This window comes from Pseudomonas sp. SB113 (assembly GCF_040754745.1).
GTDB classification, from domain to species: domain Bacteria; phylum Pseudomonadota; class Gammaproteobacteria; order Pseudomonadales; family Pseudomonadaceae; genus Aquipseudomonas; species Aquipseudomonas grimontii.
In genome coordinates this window covers 31,346-50,386 of record NZ_JBFMHW010000003.1, presented here as the reverse complement: position 1 = coordinate 50,386, position 19,041 = coordinate 31,346, and the positions used below count along the sequence as shown (strand labels likewise).

Below are 19,041 nucleotides of genomic sequence, written 5' to 3'. Positions count from 1 at the left end.
GGAACACCTTCCTTCTAACCTCCTATGACCTAGGGGTTTCGCTCTCCACACCGCGCCTGCTTCTTGCAGGCGTTTTTACATCAGCTGTAGAACGATGCAACAGCTCGTCCACGACGACGGCCTAAGGAGAAAATCAAGCATGAATCAGGGGCTGTTCCTGCGTCGCCGTAGCAAAGTTCACGTCCCGATGGGCACTGGCGGTGCCACGCGCGCTCAGGTCGCGTCGGCTGTTCGTGAAGTCACGGCGTTCCGATGCGTACTATCAGAGCCTCTGATTGAGCAAATCGGCCTGTTGTCAGCGCCAGAACTCAAGCACTGGCTGCGCGAAATTGTCGGAGTCCTTAGGCGGGAAACTGGCGCTCATGTACACCACAGGCCGTTTTATCCTGACTTTCCAGAGCAGGTTCTGACGGCCTCAGAGGCGCAGTTGTACCTTAACGCCGTCATGCACTACCTCACGCTTCGGCGTTTACCACCGGCTGAACTCGCTCGCCCTCCAATGCTGGAAGGCAACTTCATATCCCGCGTTATCGAACCGGGAAGCGTCTCCGAATTCGAGTCACTGCTCGGGCCGCTCGTTTCATCGCGCACCTCGCTCTCCGAAGAGGAAACTGCCGATGTCGCCTGGTTTATCCGAGAGTACAAAAGCGATGTGTTCCGTCTACTGCCTGAGGCCGTCCCGTTCCGGGAAATCCGTGCACAGGTTGGCGGCGCACTTATCCTGCATGTGGCCGGCGATGCACGAGTAGACGCCTTCCTGGAGCGAAACGTCGAAACGGCGACTGACGTGCTACGACTCGCGGTCGCGCTGAATGGAGGGGACGTGTCACTGACGACCGCTTCGACCCGTTTCACCGCGATGAAGCGCTCGATGCGCCGTCTGTTGTTGCGCCTGCTCGACCACATACCCAACGCGGCAGAAGACGTGATGCGACATGCCGAGCGTTGGAAACGCTTGGCTGAAGTACTGCATCCGGGCGACTACGCCGATAAGTACCCACGAGCACTGGCCGCGATCACGGCAGCACGGCGCAACGAGGCGCCCGCTTCATTTGGATCACGTGTCGAAACATTACTTGCCCAGCGCCACATCGCCACGCTTACGCCGATATTACAGAGCCGTCCTGGTGAGTTCGCACGACGGCTGGACGTGGCCCTGCGGCGTGCGACGGAACCAGAGCCGGTTCTCGACGCGTTTGAGGCGGTTGCTGCCCAGGTGTCCTCTCCTGTTCTGCTGCAGTTGCTGGCCCACCTACGTGCTCCGCGTCCCCTCCCCCTGCGGGCCTTCACACCAAAAGGTGCGTTTGCCAAAATCTATGGGATCAAGGATCGACGTGAACCTCTCGCTCCCGCCGTGCTGGCTCGTGCAGCCAGCATCTGCGAGGACGCTCTCGTAACGCGTTTTACTTCACTGCCGCCACTAGGCCGCTGCTTCATCGATCCAGCATTACGCGAATACAGGGTGCCACTGTCGCAACGTGCCTCATCGAAGTCGCTACGTACGCTGGTGCGTGGCAGTCGGCTACCTATGCCTGACACACGTTTCATCCGCCTGTTCCTGTGGTGGAAAAACGGGCGTGAACGCACGGACATCGACTTGTCCGCAGCATTTTTCGACGCCAACTTCGTGTTCAAACAAACAGTCGCGTACTACAACCTGAAGGGCTTCGGTGGCTACCACAGTGGCGACATCGTCGATGCGCCCAAGGGGGCTTCGGAGTTCATCGACCTTGACCTCGACGTCCTTGTCGAGAAGGGTGTCCGTTATGTCGTCACGTCTATCAACTCATTCACCCAACAGCCGTACTGCGATCTTCCAGAATGCTTCGCTGGCTGGATGGCCCGCGTCGACGTGGCGTCGGGTGAAGTGTTCGAGCCGCGCTCCGTGTTCGACCGTATCGATATCGCTTCCAACACAGCAATCTGCCTGCCATTCGTGATGGACCTGCAGGAGCGACGCATGATTTGGGCCGACCTGGGGCTCACTTCGTCTCCGTGGTGGAACAACGTCCAGAACAACCTCAGTGGGGTATCGTTGATGCTGCGAGCTTTGGTACACACCCCAAGGCCGGATCTGGAGACGCTGTTCGATTTACATGCTCGAGCACGGGGAGAACGAGTGGCTTCAACGCAGCAGGCACAGGCGGTGTTTGCGCCTGATCAAGGAATAACACCGTTCGATACGGATTTGATTCGATCTCAGTTCCTTTAATACCTATGCCAGCCCTGCCGTTCATTGAAAACGACAGCGCTTGCGTCGGAACTTTCTACCCCAAAAAAAATGCCAGCCAGTCATAACTGACTGCTGCCGATGCCTCCATTGCCAAGCTGTGTTGTGACATATGATGAGTAGACACTTTCCCTATCGTCGGAAATTGGCCGGTTTCAATAAAGCCTGGATGGTGATGATCAGCGCGCTTCTCATCGCCTGCCAATCGCCGCGCGAGGCACTGCAACAACTGGCTGAGGAGCACGGCCGACAATTGGACGTCCTGTCGGGACACGCCTTCCCCCTCGTCATACTTGCGCCGCGCACTGCAGAAAAGATGACTCGCCTGCGTGTTTACCTGGAAGGTGATGGCCACGCCTGGGCGACGGCCACTCAACCCAGCCTGGATCCGAGCCCGCACAATCTGCTAGTGCCACGGCTGGCGGTCGATGATCCGACACCGAATGCTTACCTGGCACGCCCCTGCCAGTTCGTCATGGCCGCAGCCTGTCAATCAGCACTCTGGACCCATCGACGATTTTCTCAGGAAGTGGTCACCCGCCTCAGCCAGGCGCTGGACCAAATAAAACAGCGATATGGCAATAGTGAGTTCGAACTAGTGGGGTATTCAGGTGGAGCCGCTCTAGCATTATTGTTAGCGGCGCAGCGCAATGATGTTACCCAGGTGCAAACCCTTGCTGGCAATCTCAGTCCACGTCTGTGGGCGAAGATGAAAGGACTGTCGCCACTCGACGGTTCACTGGACCCGCTGGACTATCGTAATCGACTCGCCTTGATACCCCAGCGCCATCTCATCGGAGAAGCAGACCTGATTATTCCAGCTACTTTAGCTGACAGGTACCAACAGGCGCTTGGCTCGCCCCTCTCCCAAAGCGTCCATGTACCAAGTGTGAGCCATGATAGTGGGTGGGAAGCGATATGGAGCCAATGGGCCAAAACTCCTTTAGCACATTAAAATGCTGGAATTCAGGGTGGGTAGACCGGTTGAAAACATCCGAATGCTATTCCCCCTATTGCCTGACCCGGGCGGGACCGCAACCACCCTCTAAAGTTCCAATTATTGCTGAATAACCCCAAAAAGACTCAAAAAACATCTGTAGCGTCGCACTTTTTAGCTTTTTTCTCGTCATTGGTTGTTTTTATGATGAATTGCCCTACAAGCATCGTGTAAATTTGAACGCGCTTGAATCAGCACTTCACTGACAAGCTGGCAGGGATGCCTAAACAGACGCTGACGCGTGGGTTGTTCCCTGTCAGTTTCTGCCCTGTAAGGATACTGCCTTGAAAATTTCCCACCTGCGCCGCTCGTTGTTGGCGCTGTCCGTCGCGGCTACCACTGCCACGGTCCATGCCGCACCCGCACCCGACCTCAACCACGACCTGAGCACCGGGGGTTACAGCAGCTCCGATGATGTTTTTAATAACGCCACCTTCACCGGGACGTCGCAAAACGCAGGTGTAGCGCTGAACAACGTGACGCTGGCGGGCAACCTGGTCAACCAGGGCAACATCAACCTGACGGCTGCCAACCCCACCGACTTCCCGTCCGGTATCGCCATGACCCTCAATTCCAACGTCGGTGGCGACTTGGTAAATAATGGCGACATTACGGTGAGCGGCAACGCCGTCGTCGGGCTGGACCTGTATCTGGCAAAGATCGCTGGTGAAGTGAACAACAACGGCAACATCACTGTGACTGGCGCAAATGCCGAAGGCATGCTGATCACCTCGACCCAGGCGCGCATCAATAACTCGGGCACTATCACCGCGCGTGGTATCGACTCTGTGGGTATCGACATCGAGAAGGCACGCTTTACGGGTCAGATGACAGGCGCTCCCTTCCAGAGTGATATCAACAACAGCGGGACTATCTCCGCTGACGGGGTTGGTATCCGCTTTCGCAGTCTCGACACCTCCGGCGGTTTCGACACCCTCTCCATCAGGCAGACAGGTGGCCTGATAGAAGGCGGCACCGCAGCCATTCTGGCGGACGACAATGCCTCCCCTTCGTATTTCTACTGGCAGGGTGGTCAGGTCAAGGGTGACCTGCTGGGCCTGAGTGGTGTGCTGGTGCAGGGGGACGCGATGTTCGATGGCTCGACCATCCGCGCCGGTTACGTCGATATCGACGGTGGCCGCCTGACGCTGCTTCGCCCGCAGACCACGATTGTGGGCGACCTCGATATGGACAGCGACACTGCGCGCCTGCGGCTGCTGCTGGATAACAACACGCTGCCCAACACGCCGATCCTGAAAGTCACCGGCAATACCTTCTTCTCTCCAGGCAGCCAGATCGAACTGCAGGCTCGCTCCGATGACTTCCGCACGTCGGCCCAGGGCACCCGCTACACCCTCATTAACTCTGGCACGTGGGAAGACCCGCAGAACCTGTCCGTGGTTTCCTCCTCGGCACTGCTTGAGGTGAGGAACTTCGGCATCGAAGGCCAGGACGTGAAAGCACTGGTTGCCACCCGCAGTGATGAGGTGATCACGCAAGACCTGCTGAGTGCCCGTGGTTCGCGCAACGCGGTGAACGCCATCACGCCGCTCAAGAACACGGTCCTGGGCCAGATGGACGAAAGCGACCCGGTATTCCAGCGCTTCGCCAACGCCGCCACCAGTGAAGAGCTGGCCAAACTTGCCGAAACCCTGACCCCGGACGTCAGCCGTGGGGCGATCAACGCCGCCACCAACAGCCAGAACCTGGTCGCAAGTGCCATCAACCGCCGCGCCAGCAAAGCGCGTAGCGGTCTGTCCTCCGGTGACGTCCTGGCAGAACAAGGCGTATGGCTGCAAGCGCTGTCCAGCGATGCCAACCAGGACAGCCGCCACGGTATCGACGGCTACGACGCCAACACCAACGGCATCGCCGTGGGTGCCGACGGCAAGCTCAACGCAGACACCACCGTGGGCCTGGCTTACAGCTACCTGACCAGCGACGTCAAATCCGACCTCGGCAACAAAACCGACGTCAAAGGCCATGCACTGACCCTGTACGGCAACTGGGCCCGTGACAACTTCTTTGTCGACACCTCGCTGATGTATGGCTGGAACGACAACGAGTCCAAACGCTACATCGCCGGCACCCGCGCCAAGGCCGACTATGACAGTGAGATCTTCGGCGTCAACGCACTGGCAGGCTACACCTTCCAGCTCGACAAGCAGTGGCTGCTCGAACCACAGGTCGGTGCGCGCTACGCCAACGTATCGATTGATTCGTACCGTGAAAAAGGTAGCTCAGCCGCTCTCAACGTCGGCAGCCAGCGTTACGAAATCGGCGAAATGGGCCTGGGTGCTCGCCTGGCGGCCGCTTTTGACGTAGGTGCAGGCAGCCTGGAACCGGAAGCCAAGCTGATGGCCTGGCACGATTTCATCGGCGACAAGGCTGACACCACCTCCACCTTCGTGCTCGGCGGTACCCCGTTCACCACCACCGGCGCGACACCGGCGCGCGACAGCTACGAGCTGGGACTGGGCGCGAACTACCGCGTGGGCGCGTGGAGCGTGGGAGGGATGTACAACTACCTGACCAGCAGTGGTTTCGACGCCGACACCTTCACTGCGAACGTGCGTTACGACTTCTGATCAACGTCTTCGTCTGAAACAACAAAGCCCGCTAATGCGGGCTTTGTTGTTTGAGGCTGATGGTAAAGCGATCTTATTTTTTACTTGTAAACAGGCAGTTGCAGATCAACCTTACTCCCACCCCATTATCAAAAATAAACAAAATATCATTAAAATCAATTAGTTATAAGAACATACAAACTCATATACCTTGAGATATACCTTCCCAATCATGACGGGTGCTTGCATGCCTCCCAGGCCAGGAAGCAGCGAAGATGCCGAAGATCCATTGTTCACCTACATATGAGTTCTTGCGCCCAGGAACGTGGGACGCCGCATCTGCCAGAGCATCCAGACGATCCCCAGGCCCACGGCAACCGCACCGACCCAGGCCGTGCTGGTCAGACCCATCGCTTCCAGGCTGGCCCCGCCTAGCAGCGAACCCAACGCGATGCCGCCGTTGAAGCCGGCGATGTTCAGCCCAGCCGCCACCGCTGGCGCCTGCGGCGCGTGGATGTGCGACAGCCCGATCACCCGCGCCTGCAAGGCCGGCACCGCCGCATAGGTCAGCGCACCCAGCAGGCCCGTCAGCAACACCATCAACGGCAACGATGGTGCCGATGCCCATATCGCCAACAGCACGACGGCCAGGCCGACGAGCACAGTCATCACCGCAAAGTCGGCACCCTTGCGGTCGGTCAGCCGCCCGCCCCACACATTGCCAATGGCGGCCATCACGCCGTAGCCCAGCATTAACAGGCTCGCCATGCTTTCACTCACGTTCGTCACTTGCAGCAGGATCGGCGAAATGTAGGTGTAGAGCGCGAAAGATCCCGCATACGCCAACACGGTGATACCGGCTCCGGCCAGCAGATGCTGATTGAACATGGCTTTCAGGCCATCCATCGCATTGGCCTGCGCCGAGGCATCGTTGCGATCTGTCGGCATCAGGGCCAGCAGGCCGACGAACCCAATGGCACCACTTGCGGCCACTGCCATGAAGATGACCTGCCAGCTCAACACGCTGCCCAGGTAGGTGCCGAGCGGTACGCCCAGCGCCAGTGCCAGCGTCAGGCCGCCGAACACCACGGCCACCGCCGCACCGGCGCGATGTCGGCCCGCCAATTGGGTTGCCACGCTGGATGCTACGGCGAGAAACACCCCATGTCCCAGGCCGGAGGCGAAGCGGGCCACCAGCATGGGTGTCAGTGCATCGGACAGACTGACTACAGCGTTGCCCAACGTGAACAGCCCCATCGCCACCAGCAGCAGCCGCTTGCGCGGCCAGCGGGTTGCCAGCGCGGTCAGGCCGGGTGCACCAATCACCGCACCCAGCGCGTAGGCCGTAACCGCCGCGCCAACCTGGCTGACGCTGGCATGCAGATCAGCGGAAATAGTGGACACCAGGCCGATGGTGACGAACTCGGTAAAGCCCAGGGCGAACGCGCAAAGCGCGAAGACGTAGATGACGAAAGGCATACGTGGATTCATGGTTCAGGCTCGCTTCTCGGCTGTCACCGCTAATAGGGGCAGCATCGCTTCCGCGACGCCCTTGGCCGAGGCCGGGTTCTGCCCCGTCACCAGGCGCTCGCTCGCCACTACCTGCGCCTGGAAATTCGCCGCAGGCACATGCCGGGCGCCACGCTCCTGCAGAGCATCGGCCAGCAGGAAGGGCACCGTGTCGTACAGGCCGACCGCACGCTCCTCCTCGTTGGTGAAGGCCGACACGTCCTTACCCGTTACCAGATAGCCGCCATCGGACAACTTGAGGTTTACCAGCCCGGCCGGCCCGTGGCACACCGCCGCGACCACGCCGCCACGCTCGTAGATGAACGCCGCAATGGCCGCCAGTTCGGCGTTGTCCGGGAAGTCCCACATCGTCGCGTGGCCGCCGGCGTAGAAGATCGCGGCGTAGGCATCGGGATCGACCTGCGTGGGTGCCATGGTGTTCTCGGTGGCGCTTCTTAGCGTCGCATCGTTCCAGAACGCGGCATTGATCGGATCGTCCAAATCGAGTCCATCGACGTGCGTCTTGCCGCCCTTGGGACTGACGAAATCGACCGCATGACCGGCGTCTGCCAGCACCCGATGCGGATGCGTGACCTCGGACAGATAGAAACCGCTGGGCGCGGCATCGGCGGCGCCGGCCGGCCCCTTGCGGTCGTGGCTGGTCAGGACGAAAAGAATACGTTGGGTCATCAGAAGCTCCTGCAGCGAATCGAGCACACCACCGGACACCTCCAACGGAGGCATGCGTGTCGCAGCGTGGGAAGTTGGGATCCTCATTCTGGTGAATCCGGTATATCGTTTAAATGACCAAAATAGACAAACACTTTCCCCGGAATGACCCAAATGGCCCTGCGCAATCTTGATGACCTAGCGGTGTTCGTGCATGTTGTGGAGCGCCACAGCTTTTCCGCCGCCGCACGCGACCTGCACCTCGCGCCTAAGACGGTCAGCAAGCAGATCGCCCGGCTGGAACAAGCGTTGGGCACCACGCTGTTCGAGCGCAACACCCGTAACTTGCGCATCACCAGCGAAGGCCGCGCCATCGCCGAGCGCGCACGGGTTGCCCTGGCGGTGCTGGAAGAAGTGCAGGAACTGGCGACCGGCGGCAGCCAGGAACTGAGCGGCACTATCCGCCTGACCGCGCCCACGCCGTTCGGGCGCAAGTTCGTGGCCCCGGCTATCCACGATTTCTGCCGCCTGCATCCCAGGGTCGGTTTCGACCTGCGCCTGTCCGATCAGGTGCAGGATCTGTATAGCGGCGACCTCGACCTGGCGATCCGCATGGGCGAGTTGGCCGATTCGCGCTTGGTGGCGCGGCGCGTGGCCGACAACCGGCGCATCCTGGCTGCGTCTCCCGCCTACCTGAAGGCGCATGGCAGTCCCGCGCAGCCGGAAGAACTGGAACGGCACAACTGCCTGGTGTTCGCCTATCCGGGCCTGCTGCAAAGCACCTGGCCGCTGCGCAAGGGCCGCAGGGAGACGCCTGTCGCGGTCAGCGGTACGCTGTGCAGCGACAACGGCGACGTGCTACATGCGTGGTGCGTGGCCGGGCTGGGCATCTCGCTGCGCGAGACCTGGGACATTCACGAGGAACTGCGCGACGGGAGGCTGGTGCGCGTGTTGCCTGAATGGGAAGCCACACCCTCGAAGATCAGCATCGTGCGGGCGCGGCGCGAACCCGTGCCGCGCCGGATGACGGCGTTCAGCGATTTTCTGTTCGACCGCTGGCAGGAGGCGCCGTGGGATCAATGACCTCATTCGACGCTGCCGACGCATCGTAGGCATCTCGAACAGCCGCTAAGTTTCGTAGGAAATTTTGTAGGTCTTGCCTAACCGCTCGACATGTGCAAAACCGAGTTCGCCAAGGTGCATACCCGCGATAAGAATCTTATCCGAGCTAACAACATTCAATAGTTTGGATCGTGTTTCGGCGGAAAGAAGCGGATCTTGGTCGAATGCAATCGATACGTCGGGACGAGCAATCTGAATTTGGGGGAAATGAACGATATCCCCCCAAACCAGCAGACTACGACCATTGGAATCGAGACGATAACCGGAATGTCCTGCGGTATGCCCCGGAAGGGGCATCGCACTAATGCCAGGGAGAACTTCGCTATCAGTAAACAGGCGCGTCTTCTCCCGATACTGATCGAACACCTTCCGAGCAAACAGGAAGTTGCCACGAGCACGTTCACTCGCTCGACTGAGATTGCCATCGTCCTCCCAGAAAGAAACCTCACGCTGGTGGACGACTAGCTCTGCATCGGGAAAGGCTGCTTCCCCTGAAGAGTCAAGCAACCCCCCAACATGGTCGGGATGTGCATGGGTCAGAAGAATGGTGTCAATGTCAGCGGGTTGCACGCCAGCACGCGCGAGATTCGCCTTTAGCTTGCCGCCCCACTGCTTGAAACCACCAGCCCCCGCATCAATGAGGATCGTGCGGCCCATTCCACGCACCAGGTAACAGTTGATGTGGATTGAGAATGGATCGCTCACACCTGCGTCCTGCTGCAACTTGGACGCCTCCATAGGATCGATATTGGAGAGAAGATCTAGACTTGCGCAAAGGTATCCGTCACTGATGGCCGTGATCGAAAACTCGCCGATCTGCTGGCCTGGAAATTTCATGTCGTTCATTGCGGCACTCCTTGCGGGTCATCAGTTCCGCGCGTAGATGGTATCGGCTGGATAGCCAAAGCAACGGATGCGCGCCGTTAGCCCCGCATGGCGTTTTATTGCCTCATCCAGTCGCGCCATGAAATCGTCCATGACCGATGGCGTTCTGAACGGTTCGAGGCGGTACTTGATTTCCGCGTAAGCAGGATGCCCACGCCCCTGGCGGGCAGCGACGTAGATGACATGCACGTTGTCCAGCGCCGCCTGAAGGACGTCCGTGCAAAGTCGAGTGCATCGTTCGGTGAGTTCCGCCAGATTTGCGTCGGGTGGCATCTCGTCCGCCTGGATGAAGATCGTCAGGTTAGGCATGTCGGTTCTGCACCTGCGTCTGGGGCTCTGCGCCTCTGCCACTCGTCAATTGCACGGTCATCGGGGCATAGAGATGCACGTTCTTCGGAAGGGTATCTACACCAAGACTAATGGCGCTATCCAGCTTCGCCAGCCACCTGTTTTCAGGACACTTCTCCAATGCGACGGCCCACATCTGCTCAGGCGTGAGCCCCATCTCGATGAGCGGCTCGGGACCGACTGCGCTCACGATCAGATGCTCGCCTTCACCGATGGCAGGCGCACGCTCAAGGCCGCCGTAAAGATTGCGGTGCCAATCGGTGATGTGCTGCTGCCAGCGTGCGAAGTTGCCCCCGCCCTTTTGGCGATACTCGTCACCCTCAAGCACAGCCAGACCGTCGATCGAGTGCATGGCCAGGTAGACAGGGCAGCCATCGCTAAACGCCTTGAAGCGCTGCGAAGTATGGAACCCGCTCACGGAAATAAGCGCGGGTAGCTTTTCCAGGCTATAGAAATCATTCCACTCTGCTTCGCTGGCTGGGTCGGCAAAGCTGCACTCGACGGTATAGATCATGGAATCACGCTACCGAATCGCTTGTGCGTTCGGTCCTCACTGTTGATGTTTCATCATGGTATGACCTGGAAATCGACGTATAAAACGATTTTTCGGTATGCTTCAGTGACAAAAAATCAAGCTAAACCGATCACCAGTTTTAAGCTAGGAACGCTCATGCGAAGGAAGATCCCCAGCAGCACGGCACTGATGGCATTCGAAGTGGCTGCGCGCCACGGCAGCTTCGCGCGCGCGGCAGAGGAACTGTCTTTGACTGAAGGAGCCATCAGTCGCCAGATTGGCAGGCTGGAAGCCTTCCTCGGGGTCACGCTGTTCGAGCGGGTCGGCAATCGCGTCCGACTCCTTCCTAACGGAGAGCGTTACGCGGTCCAAGTTCGCGAATCGCTTGACCGCTTGGATCGGGACAGTCAGTACTTAATGGGGCAGCCGAACGATGGCGCAAGCCTGGACATTGCCACTATCCCGACGTTCGCGATGCGATGGCTCATTCCTCGCTTGGGACGATTCCAGCAGAAGCATCCGAACATTACTGTGCATTTGGCCGAGCGCATGGAACCCTTCGTCCTGGCCGGGAGCGGATTCGATGCTGCCATCCATTTCGAGCACCCAGCGTGGACGGGAATGCGGACTCACGAACTTTTGCATGAAGTGCTGGTTCCGGTTTGCCATCCTGAACTTCTGACAGGACGCAATCGAACAACCGCACTGGATGAATTACCGCGCCTTCACCGACGACAGAACCCTGAAGCTTGGCAACACTACGCCCAGGAGACGGGAAGCCCGCTGACCAATCCTGCAATTGGCGCACGCTTTGATCTCCATGGAATGTTGATAGAAGCCGCATTGGCCGGCCTGGGCGTTGCGCTAGTACCGCGCCTGTACGTTGAAACCGAACTTGCGTCAGGAAGCCTGATCGCCCCGTGGCCGGAGGGAAAAACCATCTCCAAAACCTTCTGCCTCATCCTCCCTGAGCCCATCGGATTGGGCAGAGAGCCAATACAAGCTTTCGCTCAATGGCTGCTCGACGAAGCGAAGAAGGGAGCAGCCGTTAAATCGTAGGAAAGATCTTGTAGTGGTCAACTAATCCCGGACACGACGTTAAGTTTTTCCTCGGCCCGCGCTGGAGCCAACCCATCGTTGAATTGATGAGGCCTAATCCAGTTGTAGCGATGCATCAAAAAATGGCTGATATCGCGCTGTGCTTCCAGCGCAGTTCGATAGCCCACGGTCGGTATCCATTCTGTTTTCAAGCTGCGAAATACGCGCTCCATCGGTGCGTTATCCCAGCAGTTTCCTCGTCGACTCATGCTCTGGCGCATGCGGTATCGCCACAACCGCTGGCGAAAGAGTCGGCTTGCATATTGCGATCCTTGGTCCGAGTGGAATAGCAGATCCGAAGGCCTGCCACGCTGCTCGTAGGCCATATCCAACGCTTTGATCACCAGCTCAGCGTCTGGCTTTTCCGACAGCGCCCAACCCACGATCCGACGCGTACAAAGATCCAAGACGACAGCCAGGTAATGCCACTTTCCTTGCGCCCAAATGTAGGTGATATCGCCGCACCAGACTTGATTGGGCGCTGGCACGTCGAACTCGCGGTTCAATGTGTTCGGGATATCCAGTCTTTCTACTGTTGCTCGTTTGTAGGCATGGGAGCCGGGTTGTTTGCTGACTAAATCAAGCTCGCGCATCAAGCTACGCACTTTGAATCGACCGAGTTGCTCACCGTCTTCACGCATCAGCGACAGAATGCTACGACTGCCCGCAGAGCTGCGACTTTGCGAGAACAGCTCACTGACGCGACTACGTAATCGAAGCCGTTCAACATCGGGCGTGCGGCGCCGCAGGCGCTGGGCGTAGTAACACGAGCGAGTGACGTCAAACACCTTGCACAGCCAATCAACCGGCTCATGGGCGCTCAACTGGTCAATCAGCGCGAACGCTCATGATCTTCCGACATCAAGAGCGCGGTAGCCTTTTTTAGTATTGATTTCTCTCGCTCAAGCCGAGCAATCCGGGCTTCCAGCTCCTGAATTTTTTGCTGCTCCGACGTCAGTGCCTTGCTCTGCGGAGTGATGCCTTTATGTTCTTTCTGAATCTGGTCAACCCAGCGGCGCAATGCCGACTCACCAATGCCGAGTGAACGGCTGGCTTCGATGTAGCTGTAGTTTTGTTTGAGCACAAGGTCGGCAGCCTCGCGCTTGAATTCAGGAGTAAAGGAGCGGCGTTGTTTGGTCATCTGACACCTCGATCTGGCGAGCATTCTCGCCTAAATGGGTGTCCGGTTTCATTAGACCACTACATCTTTTCTCTATTGTTATCAGATAGAGGGGCTACGTTGCCGCCTGATCTCCCAACGAGAGTGTCTTAATCCAGCCTCGATTCTTACCGCCAACGCTACCGTCAATCTGTTTTGCTAGCCGGCGATAGCTACCGATAGATGCCGTGACGCTTTTTCCTAACGGATCAATACGTTACGACGATCTTTCGATAGCTGGCGATAGTCCTCGAAGGACCTGATTTCACTCCCACTCAATCGTCGCCGGCGGCTTGCTCGACACGTCATAAGTAACGCGCGAAATACCTTCGATCTCATTGATGATACGGCCGCTGACAGTCTCCAGCAGTTCGTACGGCAGGTGTGCCCAGCGGGCGGTCATGAAGTCGATGGTTTCTACGGCACGCAAGGCCACAACCCAGGCGTAACGACGGCCATCGCCGACCACGCCAACCGATTTCACCGGCTGGAACACCACGAACGCCTGGCTGACCTTGTGGTACCAGTCGGCCTTGCGCAGTTCTTCGATGAAGATGTGGTCGGCACGACGCAGCAGGTCGGCGTATTCCTTCTTCACTTCACCGAGGATGCGCACGCCCAGGCCCGGGCCTGGGAATGGGTGGCGGTAGACCATGTCGTATGGCAGGCCGAGCTCCAGGCCCAGACGGCGGACTTCGTCCTTGAACAGTTCGCGCAGCGGCTCTACCAGCTTGAGGTTCATTTCCTCAGGCAGGCCACCCACGTTGTGGTGGGACTTGATCACGTGGGCTTTGCCGCTCTTGGCGCCGGCCGACTCGATCACGTCGGGGTAGATGGTGCCCTGGGCGAGGTACTTGATGTTGTCCAGTTTGTTGGACTGGGCATCGAATACGTCGATGAAGGTGCGACCGATGATCTTGCGCTTCTTCTCCGGGTCGGACTCGCCGGCCAGGTTGTTGAGGAACTGATCTTCGGCGTTGGCGCGGATCACCTTGACGCCCATGTTCTCGGCGAACATGGCCATCACTTGCTCGCCTTCGTGCAGGCGCAGCAGGCCGTTGTCGACGAACACACAGGTCAGTTGGTCGCCGATGGCCTTGTGCAACAGCGCGGCGACCACGGAGGAGTCAACGCCGCCGGACAGGCCGAGCAGGACGTTGTCGGTGCCGACCTGGGCGCGCACGTTGGCGATTGCGTCTTCAGCGATTTTCGACGGGGTCCACAGGGCTTCACACTCGCAGATGTCGAGGATGAAGCGCGACAGGATGCGCCCGCCTTGTTTGGTGTGGGTCACTTCCGGGTGGAACTGCACGCCGTAGTAGCCGCGCTCATCGTTGAACATGCCGGCAATCGGGCAGCTCGGGGTGCTGGCCAGGATGTGGAAGTCTTCCGGCATCCTGGTGACTTTGTCACCGTGGCTCATCCATACGTCGAGGCCGAACAGGCCGTCTGCGTCGACGTGGTCTTCGATGCCGTCCAGCAGGCGACTCTTGCCGACCACGTCGACACGCGCATAACCGAATTCACGCAGCTCGGAACCTTCAACCTTGCCGCCCAGTTGCTCGGCCATGGTCTGCATGCCGTAGCAGATACCGAAGACGGGCACGCCCAGGTCGAACACGGCTTGCGGGCAACGCGGGCTGTTGGCTTCGTGCACGGACTCGGGGCCACCGGCGAGGATGACGCCTTTCGGGGCAAATTCGCGGATCGCTTCGTCATCCATGTCGAACGGGTGCAGTTCGCAGTACACGCCGATTTCACGCACGCGGCGGGCGATCAGCTGGGTGTACTGGGAACCGAAGTCGAGGATCAGGATGCGGTGGGCGTGAATGTCGAGGGCCATGAAAGAAACTCTGAAAAGCAGTTGCAAGCTTCAAGCTGCAAGCTGCAAGTAATCGGAAGCCGCACGGTAGCTGCACTAATGCAGCCCCGCTTGCAGCTTATAACTTGTGGCTTATAGCTGTCGGCATCAGCCGACCCGATAGTTTGGCGCTTCCTTGGTGATCTGCACGTCGTGGACATGGGATTCAGCCATGCCGGCGCCGGTGATCCGTACGAACTCTGGCTTGGTGCGCATTTCTTCGATGTCGGCACTGCCGGTGTAGCCCATCGAGGAACGCAGGCCGCCCATCAGTTGATGGATGATGGCGCTCAGGGTGCCCTTGTACGGCACACGGCCTTCGATGCCTTCCGGTACGAGCTTCTCGGCGCCTGCCGAGGAGTCCTGGAAGTAACGGTCGGAAGAGCCTTGCGCCTGGGACATGGCGCCCAGCGAACCCATGCCGCGGTAAGCCTTGTAGGAACGGCCCTGGAACAGTTCGATCTCGCCCGGTGCTTCTTCGGTACCGGCGAACATCGAGCCCATCATCACGCAAGAGGCACCGGCAACGATGGCCTTGGACAGGTCACCGGAGAAACGGATGCCGCCGTCGGCGATCAACGGGACGCCGGTGCCTTCAAGGGCCGCGGCGACGTTGGCGATGGCGCTGATTTGCGGCACGCCTACACCGGCAACGATACGCGTGGTGCAGATCGAGCCAGGGCCGATACCGACCTTGACTGCATCCGCGCCCGCTTCGGCCAGGGCCTTGGCGGCAGCGCCGGTGGCAATGTTGCCGCCGATCACCTGCACTTCAGGGAAGTTCTGCTTGACCCAGCGAACGCGGTCGATCACGCCTTTGGAGTGACCGTGGGCAGTGTCGACCACTACCACGTCGACACCGGCAGCAACCAGGGCCGCGACACGGTCACCGGTGTCTTTACCGGTACCGACCGCAGCGCCTACGCGCAGACGGCCTTGGTCGTCCTTGCTGGCCAGCGGGTACGCCTTGGCTTTTTCGATGTCGTTGACGGTCATCATGCCTTTGAGGGCGAACTTGTCATCGACGATCAGCACGCGCTCGATGCGGTGCTTGTGCAGCAGTTCGCGTACGTCGTTCTTGTCGGCGCCTTCCTTGACCGTGACCAGGCGCTCTTTAGGCGTCATCACGTCGCGGACGGTCACTTCAAGACGGTTTTCGAAACGTACGTCACGGGAAGTGACGATGCCGACCAGGTCACCATCGTGCAGCACGGGAACACCGGAGATGTTGTGCAGGCGGGTCAGGTCGAACAGGTCACGCACGGTAGCGTCGGCTTCGATGGTGATCGGATCTTTCACCACACCAGCTTCGTAACGCTTGACCTTGCGCACTTCGGCAGCTTGCTGCTCGATGGTCATGTTCTTGTGGATGATGCCGATACCGCCTTCCTGAGCCATGGCGATGGCCAGACGGGCTTCGGTGACGGTGTCCATGGCAGCGGAAACCAGGGGAATATTCAGCTCGATGCCACGGGTTAGGCGGGTCTTGAGACTGACTTCGTTAGGAAGCACCTCGGAATAACCGGGCACTAGGAGAATGTCGTCGAATGTCAGAGCTTCTTGGCTGATACGCAGCATCGCGGGGGCTCCCGAGCGGGAAAATGGAAGCGCGCCATTATACTCAGACACCCCCCAGGTCTCAATGTAAAACTCTGACATATTTGGGAATAGTGATAGAAGGACTACAACTCGACTTTGACCCAACTGATCTTCTGGTCCAGCCAATCGGCGAATTCGTCGATAAAGCTCTGCTTGAACCCGGCCTCCGCCCAGTTGTTGAAGATGAATCCCAGGTTGGAAAACCCGCACGCCTGCAGGAACAGAAACCCATTGATGTCATCTTCATGCCCACACAGCGGGCAGGTGAAGTTATCGGTGTGGCCGGGCATCCAGTCTTCCAGGCTTTCGAACAACGCCTCGCCGACTTCCTTGAGGCATTCCGGGCAGCCGGCTTCTTCGAGAAAGCCCTTGGCCGGGGTGTAGATGCAGCGTTTGTAGATGATCTCCAGGCCATTGACCGGCTCGTTGAACGGCAGCGCTTCAGGGTGCAGCACCACGGCGCGGGCACCGTCGGCCAGGGCATAGGCCATGCGGTTGCCGGTACGGCCACAGGTGGTCAGTTCTTCCTTGATGATGTTCTTGCGCACCAGCCAGCGCACGATCGCCCGGGCGCGGGGTTCGTGGACGGGCAAGGTGGAGATTTTCGGGACAAGGATGCTTTGGGAGTTCATGAGAGTCCTGCGGTGTGGCTGCTGGCGTCATCGCAGGCAAGCCCGCGATGACGCCCGGGAGGACGGCAGCTTAATCCCTGAAGCAATCAGGTCAAGTGCTCAAGTACCGCCCAATCAATGCAATGCCACTGGCCAGTACCAGCCACGTCACCAAGCGCACAAACGCCTCACGGGACATGCGCATCGTCAGCCTGCGCCCACACCACAGCCCCAGGACCATCGCGGGCAACAGGCAGAGTGCCAACATCAGCAGCGGCAAATCAGCATACACCCCGGCGATCAAAAACAGGCTCAGGCGCACCACCGTGCTGCAACTGATCAACGCGCTTTGGGTCGCGCGTGCCGCGTCCTTGGGCAAACGGCTGTTCAGATAGATTGCATATAAAAAGCCACCACTGCCGAACAACGCTCCAAACAGCCCGCCCACGGTGCCCATCGGGATCGACCACCCCGCCGCCAGTTGCGTGGGCCGGGCTTTCACCGCCAGGCTGTAAATCGCATAGGCGCTGATAAACAGCCCCATCAACAGCAGCAACAGATCCGAATGCAAATTGAGCAAAAACACCACGCCCAAGGTGCAGCCAATCGCCATGCACGGCAGCAATCGCAGCAGCTCCGGCTTATTTACGTCCCGTCGCGTTTGCAGCAGGCCGCCAAATGCCGCGACAAAATCCAGCAGTACCAACAGCGGGATGATCTTCGACAGCGGCATAAACATAAGCAGGATCGGCCCCGCCACCAACGCCGTGCCGAAGCCTGCGATGCCAAACACGATATAGGCCACGACGATGCCCAGGCCGATCACCAGCCAATCGACACCGCCAAACGACCACTGACTCAACAGCTCTACCGGGCTCATGGGTTATTCCTTGTAAGAGATAGCCATCACTTTAGCCAGCGGCGAGGGTTGCGACTAATATCTTCAAAGCCCTCCACCCATCTCGAAAAGGCATGACGCGTGATTTCCACTCGCCAACTGCGTTACTTCGTCGAAATCGCCGACAGCGGCAGCTTCAGTGCTGCCGCCGGACGTTTGTTTGTCGCGCAATCGGCCTTGAGCCGGCAGATCAAGGAGCTGGAAACCCAACTGCAAACCGCGCTGTTCGAACGCACCGCGCGCCAGCCCCGGCTGACCGCCGCCGGTGAAGCGTTTTATCCACGGGCGCGCAACCTGCTGGGTGAGCTGCACAAGGCCAGTGAAATGGCGACCCAGGTCGGCAATGGCCAACTCGGTACCCTGCGCCTGAGCCATTCGAGCACTGTGCCGATGAGCGGCCCGTTACTGCGAGGCATCAGCACTTGGCTGGAACGCTGTCCTGGCGTGTCGATGGATATCGCCCAACTGTCCTCCGAGGCGCAATTGGAGGAAATCGCTGACGGTCGCCTGGATGTCGGCCTGCTACGTTTGCCCGTGTTGCGCCAGCGCGAAGGCGTACGTGTGGAACCTATCTATAAGGAGCAATTGCTGCTGGCAGTGCCGCCGAATCACGCGCTGGCGCGTAGCAACGCGCCAGTCGACCTGGCACAGCTCAAGGACGAAGCGTTTATCTCGATACCTCATCCCCAGCGCGGCGGGCTGAGTTATCTGTCGGCCGAACTGTGCATGCGTGCCGGATTCTTCCCTAAGGCCGCACGGGTGATGTCACGCAAGACCACCCAGTTACAGTTGATCCAGGCCGGCTTCGGTATTGCCTTGTTACCAAAGTCCATGCAGGACATCGCCCCGGCCAACGTGCACTTCTTGCCCCTGGCCGACCCGGACTGCCTGAGCACCGTGGCCCTGGCCAGCCAGCAGTCACCGAGCGCATTGGTGGAGCAATTCTGTCAAACCCTGCACGAATGCCTATAAAC

General features: G+C 59.1%; 15 protein-coding genes and 1 pseudogene. 6 read left to right on the top strand and 10 right to left on the bottom strand.

From position 1 onward, the window contains the following. The first annotated feature begins 139 nt into the window (after positions 1 to 139). The 3 genes from AB1462_RS04905 to AB1462_RS04895 all read left to right on the top strand — a co-directional run bounded on the left by AB1462_RS04905 (position 140) and on the right by AB1462_RS04895 (position 5,815). Complete coding sequence (locus AB1462_RS04905) at positions 140 to 2,212, top strand: TerD family protein (protein WP_367246285.1); 2,073 nt, start codon at positions 140 to 142, stop codon at positions 2,210 to 2,212. Between the two features lie 193 nt (positions 2,213 to 2,405). Next, positions 2,406 to 3,185 (top strand): alpha/beta hydrolase, encoded by a 780-nt coding sequence (locus tag AB1462_RS04900; RefSeq protein WP_367246284.1) that lies wholly within the window; start codon positions 2,406 to 2,408, stop codon positions 3,183 to 3,185. 326 nt (positions 3,186 to 3,511) lie between these two features. Next, a complete protein-coding gene (locus AB1462_RS04895) occupies positions 3,512 to 5,815 on the top strand; it encodes an autotransporter outer membrane beta-barrel domain-containing protein (protein ID WP_367246283.1) in 2,304 nt (767 codons plus the stop codon). Between the two features lie 276 nt (positions 5,816 to 6,091). On the opposite strand, the gene AB1462_RS04890 is transcribed toward AB1462_RS04895, so the two are convergent. Continuing rightward, on the bottom strand, positions 6,092 to 7,285 hold the full coding sequence (locus AB1462_RS04890; RefSeq protein ID WP_259191482.1) for an MFS transporter: 1,194 nt from the start codon (positions 7,283 to 7,285) through the stop codon (positions 6,092 to 6,094). A 3-nt stretch (positions 7,286 to 7,288) separates the two neighbouring features. Further along, positions 7,289 to 7,993, bottom strand: coding sequence for a type 1 glutamine amidotransferase domain-containing protein (locus AB1462_RS04885; protein WP_259191483.1), 705 nt, complete (start codon positions 7,991 to 7,993; stop codon positions 7,289 to 7,291). A 153-nt stretch (positions 7,994 to 8,146) separates the two neighbouring features. Between AB1462_RS04885 and AB1462_RS04880 the strand changes: the two genes are divergently transcribed. Beyond that, positions 8,147 to 9,055 (top strand): LysR substrate-binding domain-containing protein, encoded by a 909-nt coding sequence (locus AB1462_RS04880; RefSeq protein WP_367246281.1) that lies wholly within the window; start codon positions 8,147 to 8,149, stop codon positions 9,053 to 9,055. A 45-nt stretch (positions 9,056 to 9,100) separates the two neighbouring features. Here the strand turns inward: AB1462_RS04880 and AB1462_RS04875 are convergent, their stop codons facing one another. From AB1462_RS04875 to AB1462_RS04865, 3 genes are read right to left on the bottom strand one after another with little or no spacing between them, the layout of a single operon-like run. After that, on the bottom strand, positions 9,101 to 9,940 hold the full coding sequence (locus AB1462_RS04875) for an MBL fold metallo-hydrolase (protein ID WP_259191486.1): 840 nt from the start codon (positions 9,938 to 9,940) through the stop codon (positions 9,101 to 9,103). A 21-nt stretch (positions 9,941 to 9,961) separates the two neighbouring features. Beyond that, a complete protein-coding gene (locus AB1462_RS04870) occupies positions 9,962 to 10,288 on the bottom strand; it encodes a hypothetical protein (protein WP_069787743.1) in 327 nt (108 codons plus the stop codon). Then, positions 10,281 to 10,841 (bottom strand): sugar ABC transporter, encoded by a 561-nt coding sequence (locus AB1462_RS04865; protein ID WP_069787744.1) that lies wholly within the window; start codon positions 10,839 to 10,841, stop codon positions 10,281 to 10,283. The genes AB1462_RS04870 and AB1462_RS04865 overlap by 8 nt, the downstream gene beginning before the upstream one ends. A 60-nt stretch (positions 10,842 to 10,901) precedes the next feature. Here AB1462_RS04865 and AB1462_RS04860 point away from each other — a divergent pair, with 60 nt between their 5' ends. Further along, a complete protein-coding gene (locus AB1462_RS04860; protein WP_367246279.1) occupies positions 10,902 to 11,900 on the top strand; it encodes a LysR substrate-binding domain-containing protein in 999 nt (332 codons plus the stop codon). Positions 11,901 to 11,917: 17 nt separating this feature from the next. On the opposite strand, the pseudogene AB1462_RS04855 reads toward AB1462_RS04860, so the two are convergent. The 5 genes and pseudogenes from AB1462_RS04855 to AB1462_RS04835 form a co-directional block, all read right to left on the bottom strand. Then, positions 11,918 to 13,080: pseudogene (locus AB1462_RS04855) on the bottom strand (IS3 family transposase). A 283-nt stretch (positions 13,081 to 13,363) separates the two neighbouring features. Beyond that, positions 13,364 to 14,941 (bottom strand): glutamine-hydrolyzing GMP synthase, encoded by a 1,578-nt coding sequence (guaA, locus tag AB1462_RS04850; RefSeq protein WP_090400664.1) that lies wholly within the window; start codon positions 14,939 to 14,941, stop codon positions 13,364 to 13,366. A 126-nt stretch (positions 14,942 to 15,067) separates the two neighbouring features. Then, positions 15,068 to 16,537: an IMP dehydrogenase gene (gene guaB / locus AB1462_RS04845; RefSeq protein WP_090400665.1), complete on the bottom strand. Its 1,470-nt coding sequence runs from the start codon at positions 16,535 to 16,537 to the stop codon at positions 15,068 to 15,070. A gap of 104 nt (positions 16,538 to 16,641) precedes the next feature. Continuing rightward, positions 16,642 to 17,190 (bottom strand): sugar ABC transporter ATPase, encoded by a 549-nt coding sequence (locus tag AB1462_RS04840; RefSeq protein ID WP_065924854.1) that lies wholly within the window; start codon positions 17,188 to 17,190, stop codon positions 16,642 to 16,644. 91 nt (positions 17,191 to 17,281) lie between these two features. After that, complete coding sequence (locus AB1462_RS04835) at positions 17,282 to 18,049, bottom strand: sulfite exporter TauE/SafE family protein (RefSeq protein ID WP_259191488.1); 768 nt, start codon at positions 18,047 to 18,049, stop codon at positions 17,282 to 17,284. 99 nt (positions 18,050 to 18,148) lie between these two features. Here AB1462_RS04835 and AB1462_RS04830 point away from each other — a divergent pair, with 99 nt between their 5' ends. Beyond that, positions 18,149 to 19,039: a LysR family transcriptional regulator gene (locus AB1462_RS04830; RefSeq protein WP_090400667.1), complete on the top strand. Its 891-nt coding sequence runs from the start codon at positions 18,149 to 18,151 to the stop codon at positions 19,037 to 19,039. Positions 19,040 to 19,041: the final 2 nt, after the last annotated feature.

Coding starts and splice junctions, on each gene's coding strand:
- AB1462_RS04905 (WP_367246285.1), top strand. CDS start 140: ATGAATCAGGGGCTGTTCCTGCGTCGCCGTAGCAAAGTTCACGTCCCG.
- AB1462_RS04900 (WP_367246284.1), top strand. CDS start 2,406: ATGATCAGCGCGCTTCTCATCGCCTGCCAATCGCCGCGCGAGGCACTG.
- AB1462_RS04890 (WP_259191482.1), bottom strand. CDS start 7,285: ATGAATCCACGTATGCCTTTCGTCATCTACGTCTTCGCGCTTTGCGCG.
- AB1462_RS04885 (WP_259191483.1), bottom strand. CDS start 7,993: ATGACCCAACGTATTCTTTTCGTCCTGACCAGCCACGACCGCAAGGGG.
- AB1462_RS04880 (WP_367246281.1), top strand. CDS start 8,147: ATGGCCCTGCGCAATCTTGATGACCTAGCGGTGTTCGTGCATGTTGTG.
- AB1462_RS04875 (WP_259191486.1), bottom strand. CDS start 9,940: ATGAACGACATGAAATTTCCAGGCCAGCAGATCGGCGAGTTTTCGATC.
- AB1462_RS04870 (WP_069787743.1), bottom strand. CDS start 10,288: ATGCCTAACCTGACGATCTTCATCCAGGCGGACGAGATGCCACCCGAC.
- AB1462_RS04865 (WP_069787744.1), bottom strand. CDS start 10,841: ATGATCTATACCGTCGAGTGCAGCTTTGCCGACCCAGCCAGCGAAGCA.
- AB1462_RS04860 (WP_367246279.1), top strand. CDS start 10,902: ATGACCTGGAAATCGACGTATAAAACGATTTTTCGGTATGCTTCAGTG.
- guaA (WP_090400664.1), bottom strand. CDS start 14,941: ATGGCCCTCGACATTCACGCCCACCGCATCCTGATCCTCGACTTCGGT.
- guaB (WP_090400665.1), bottom strand. CDS start 16,537: ATGCTGCGTATCAGCCAAGAAGCTCTGACATTCGACGACATTCTCCTA.
- AB1462_RS04840 (WP_065924854.1), bottom strand. CDS start 17,190: ATGAACTCCCAAAGCATCCTTGTCCCGAAAATCTCCACCTTGCCCGTC.
- AB1462_RS04835 (WP_259191488.1), bottom strand. CDS start 18,049: ATGAGCCCGGTAGAGCTGTTGAGTCAGTGGTCGTTTGGCGGTGTCGAT.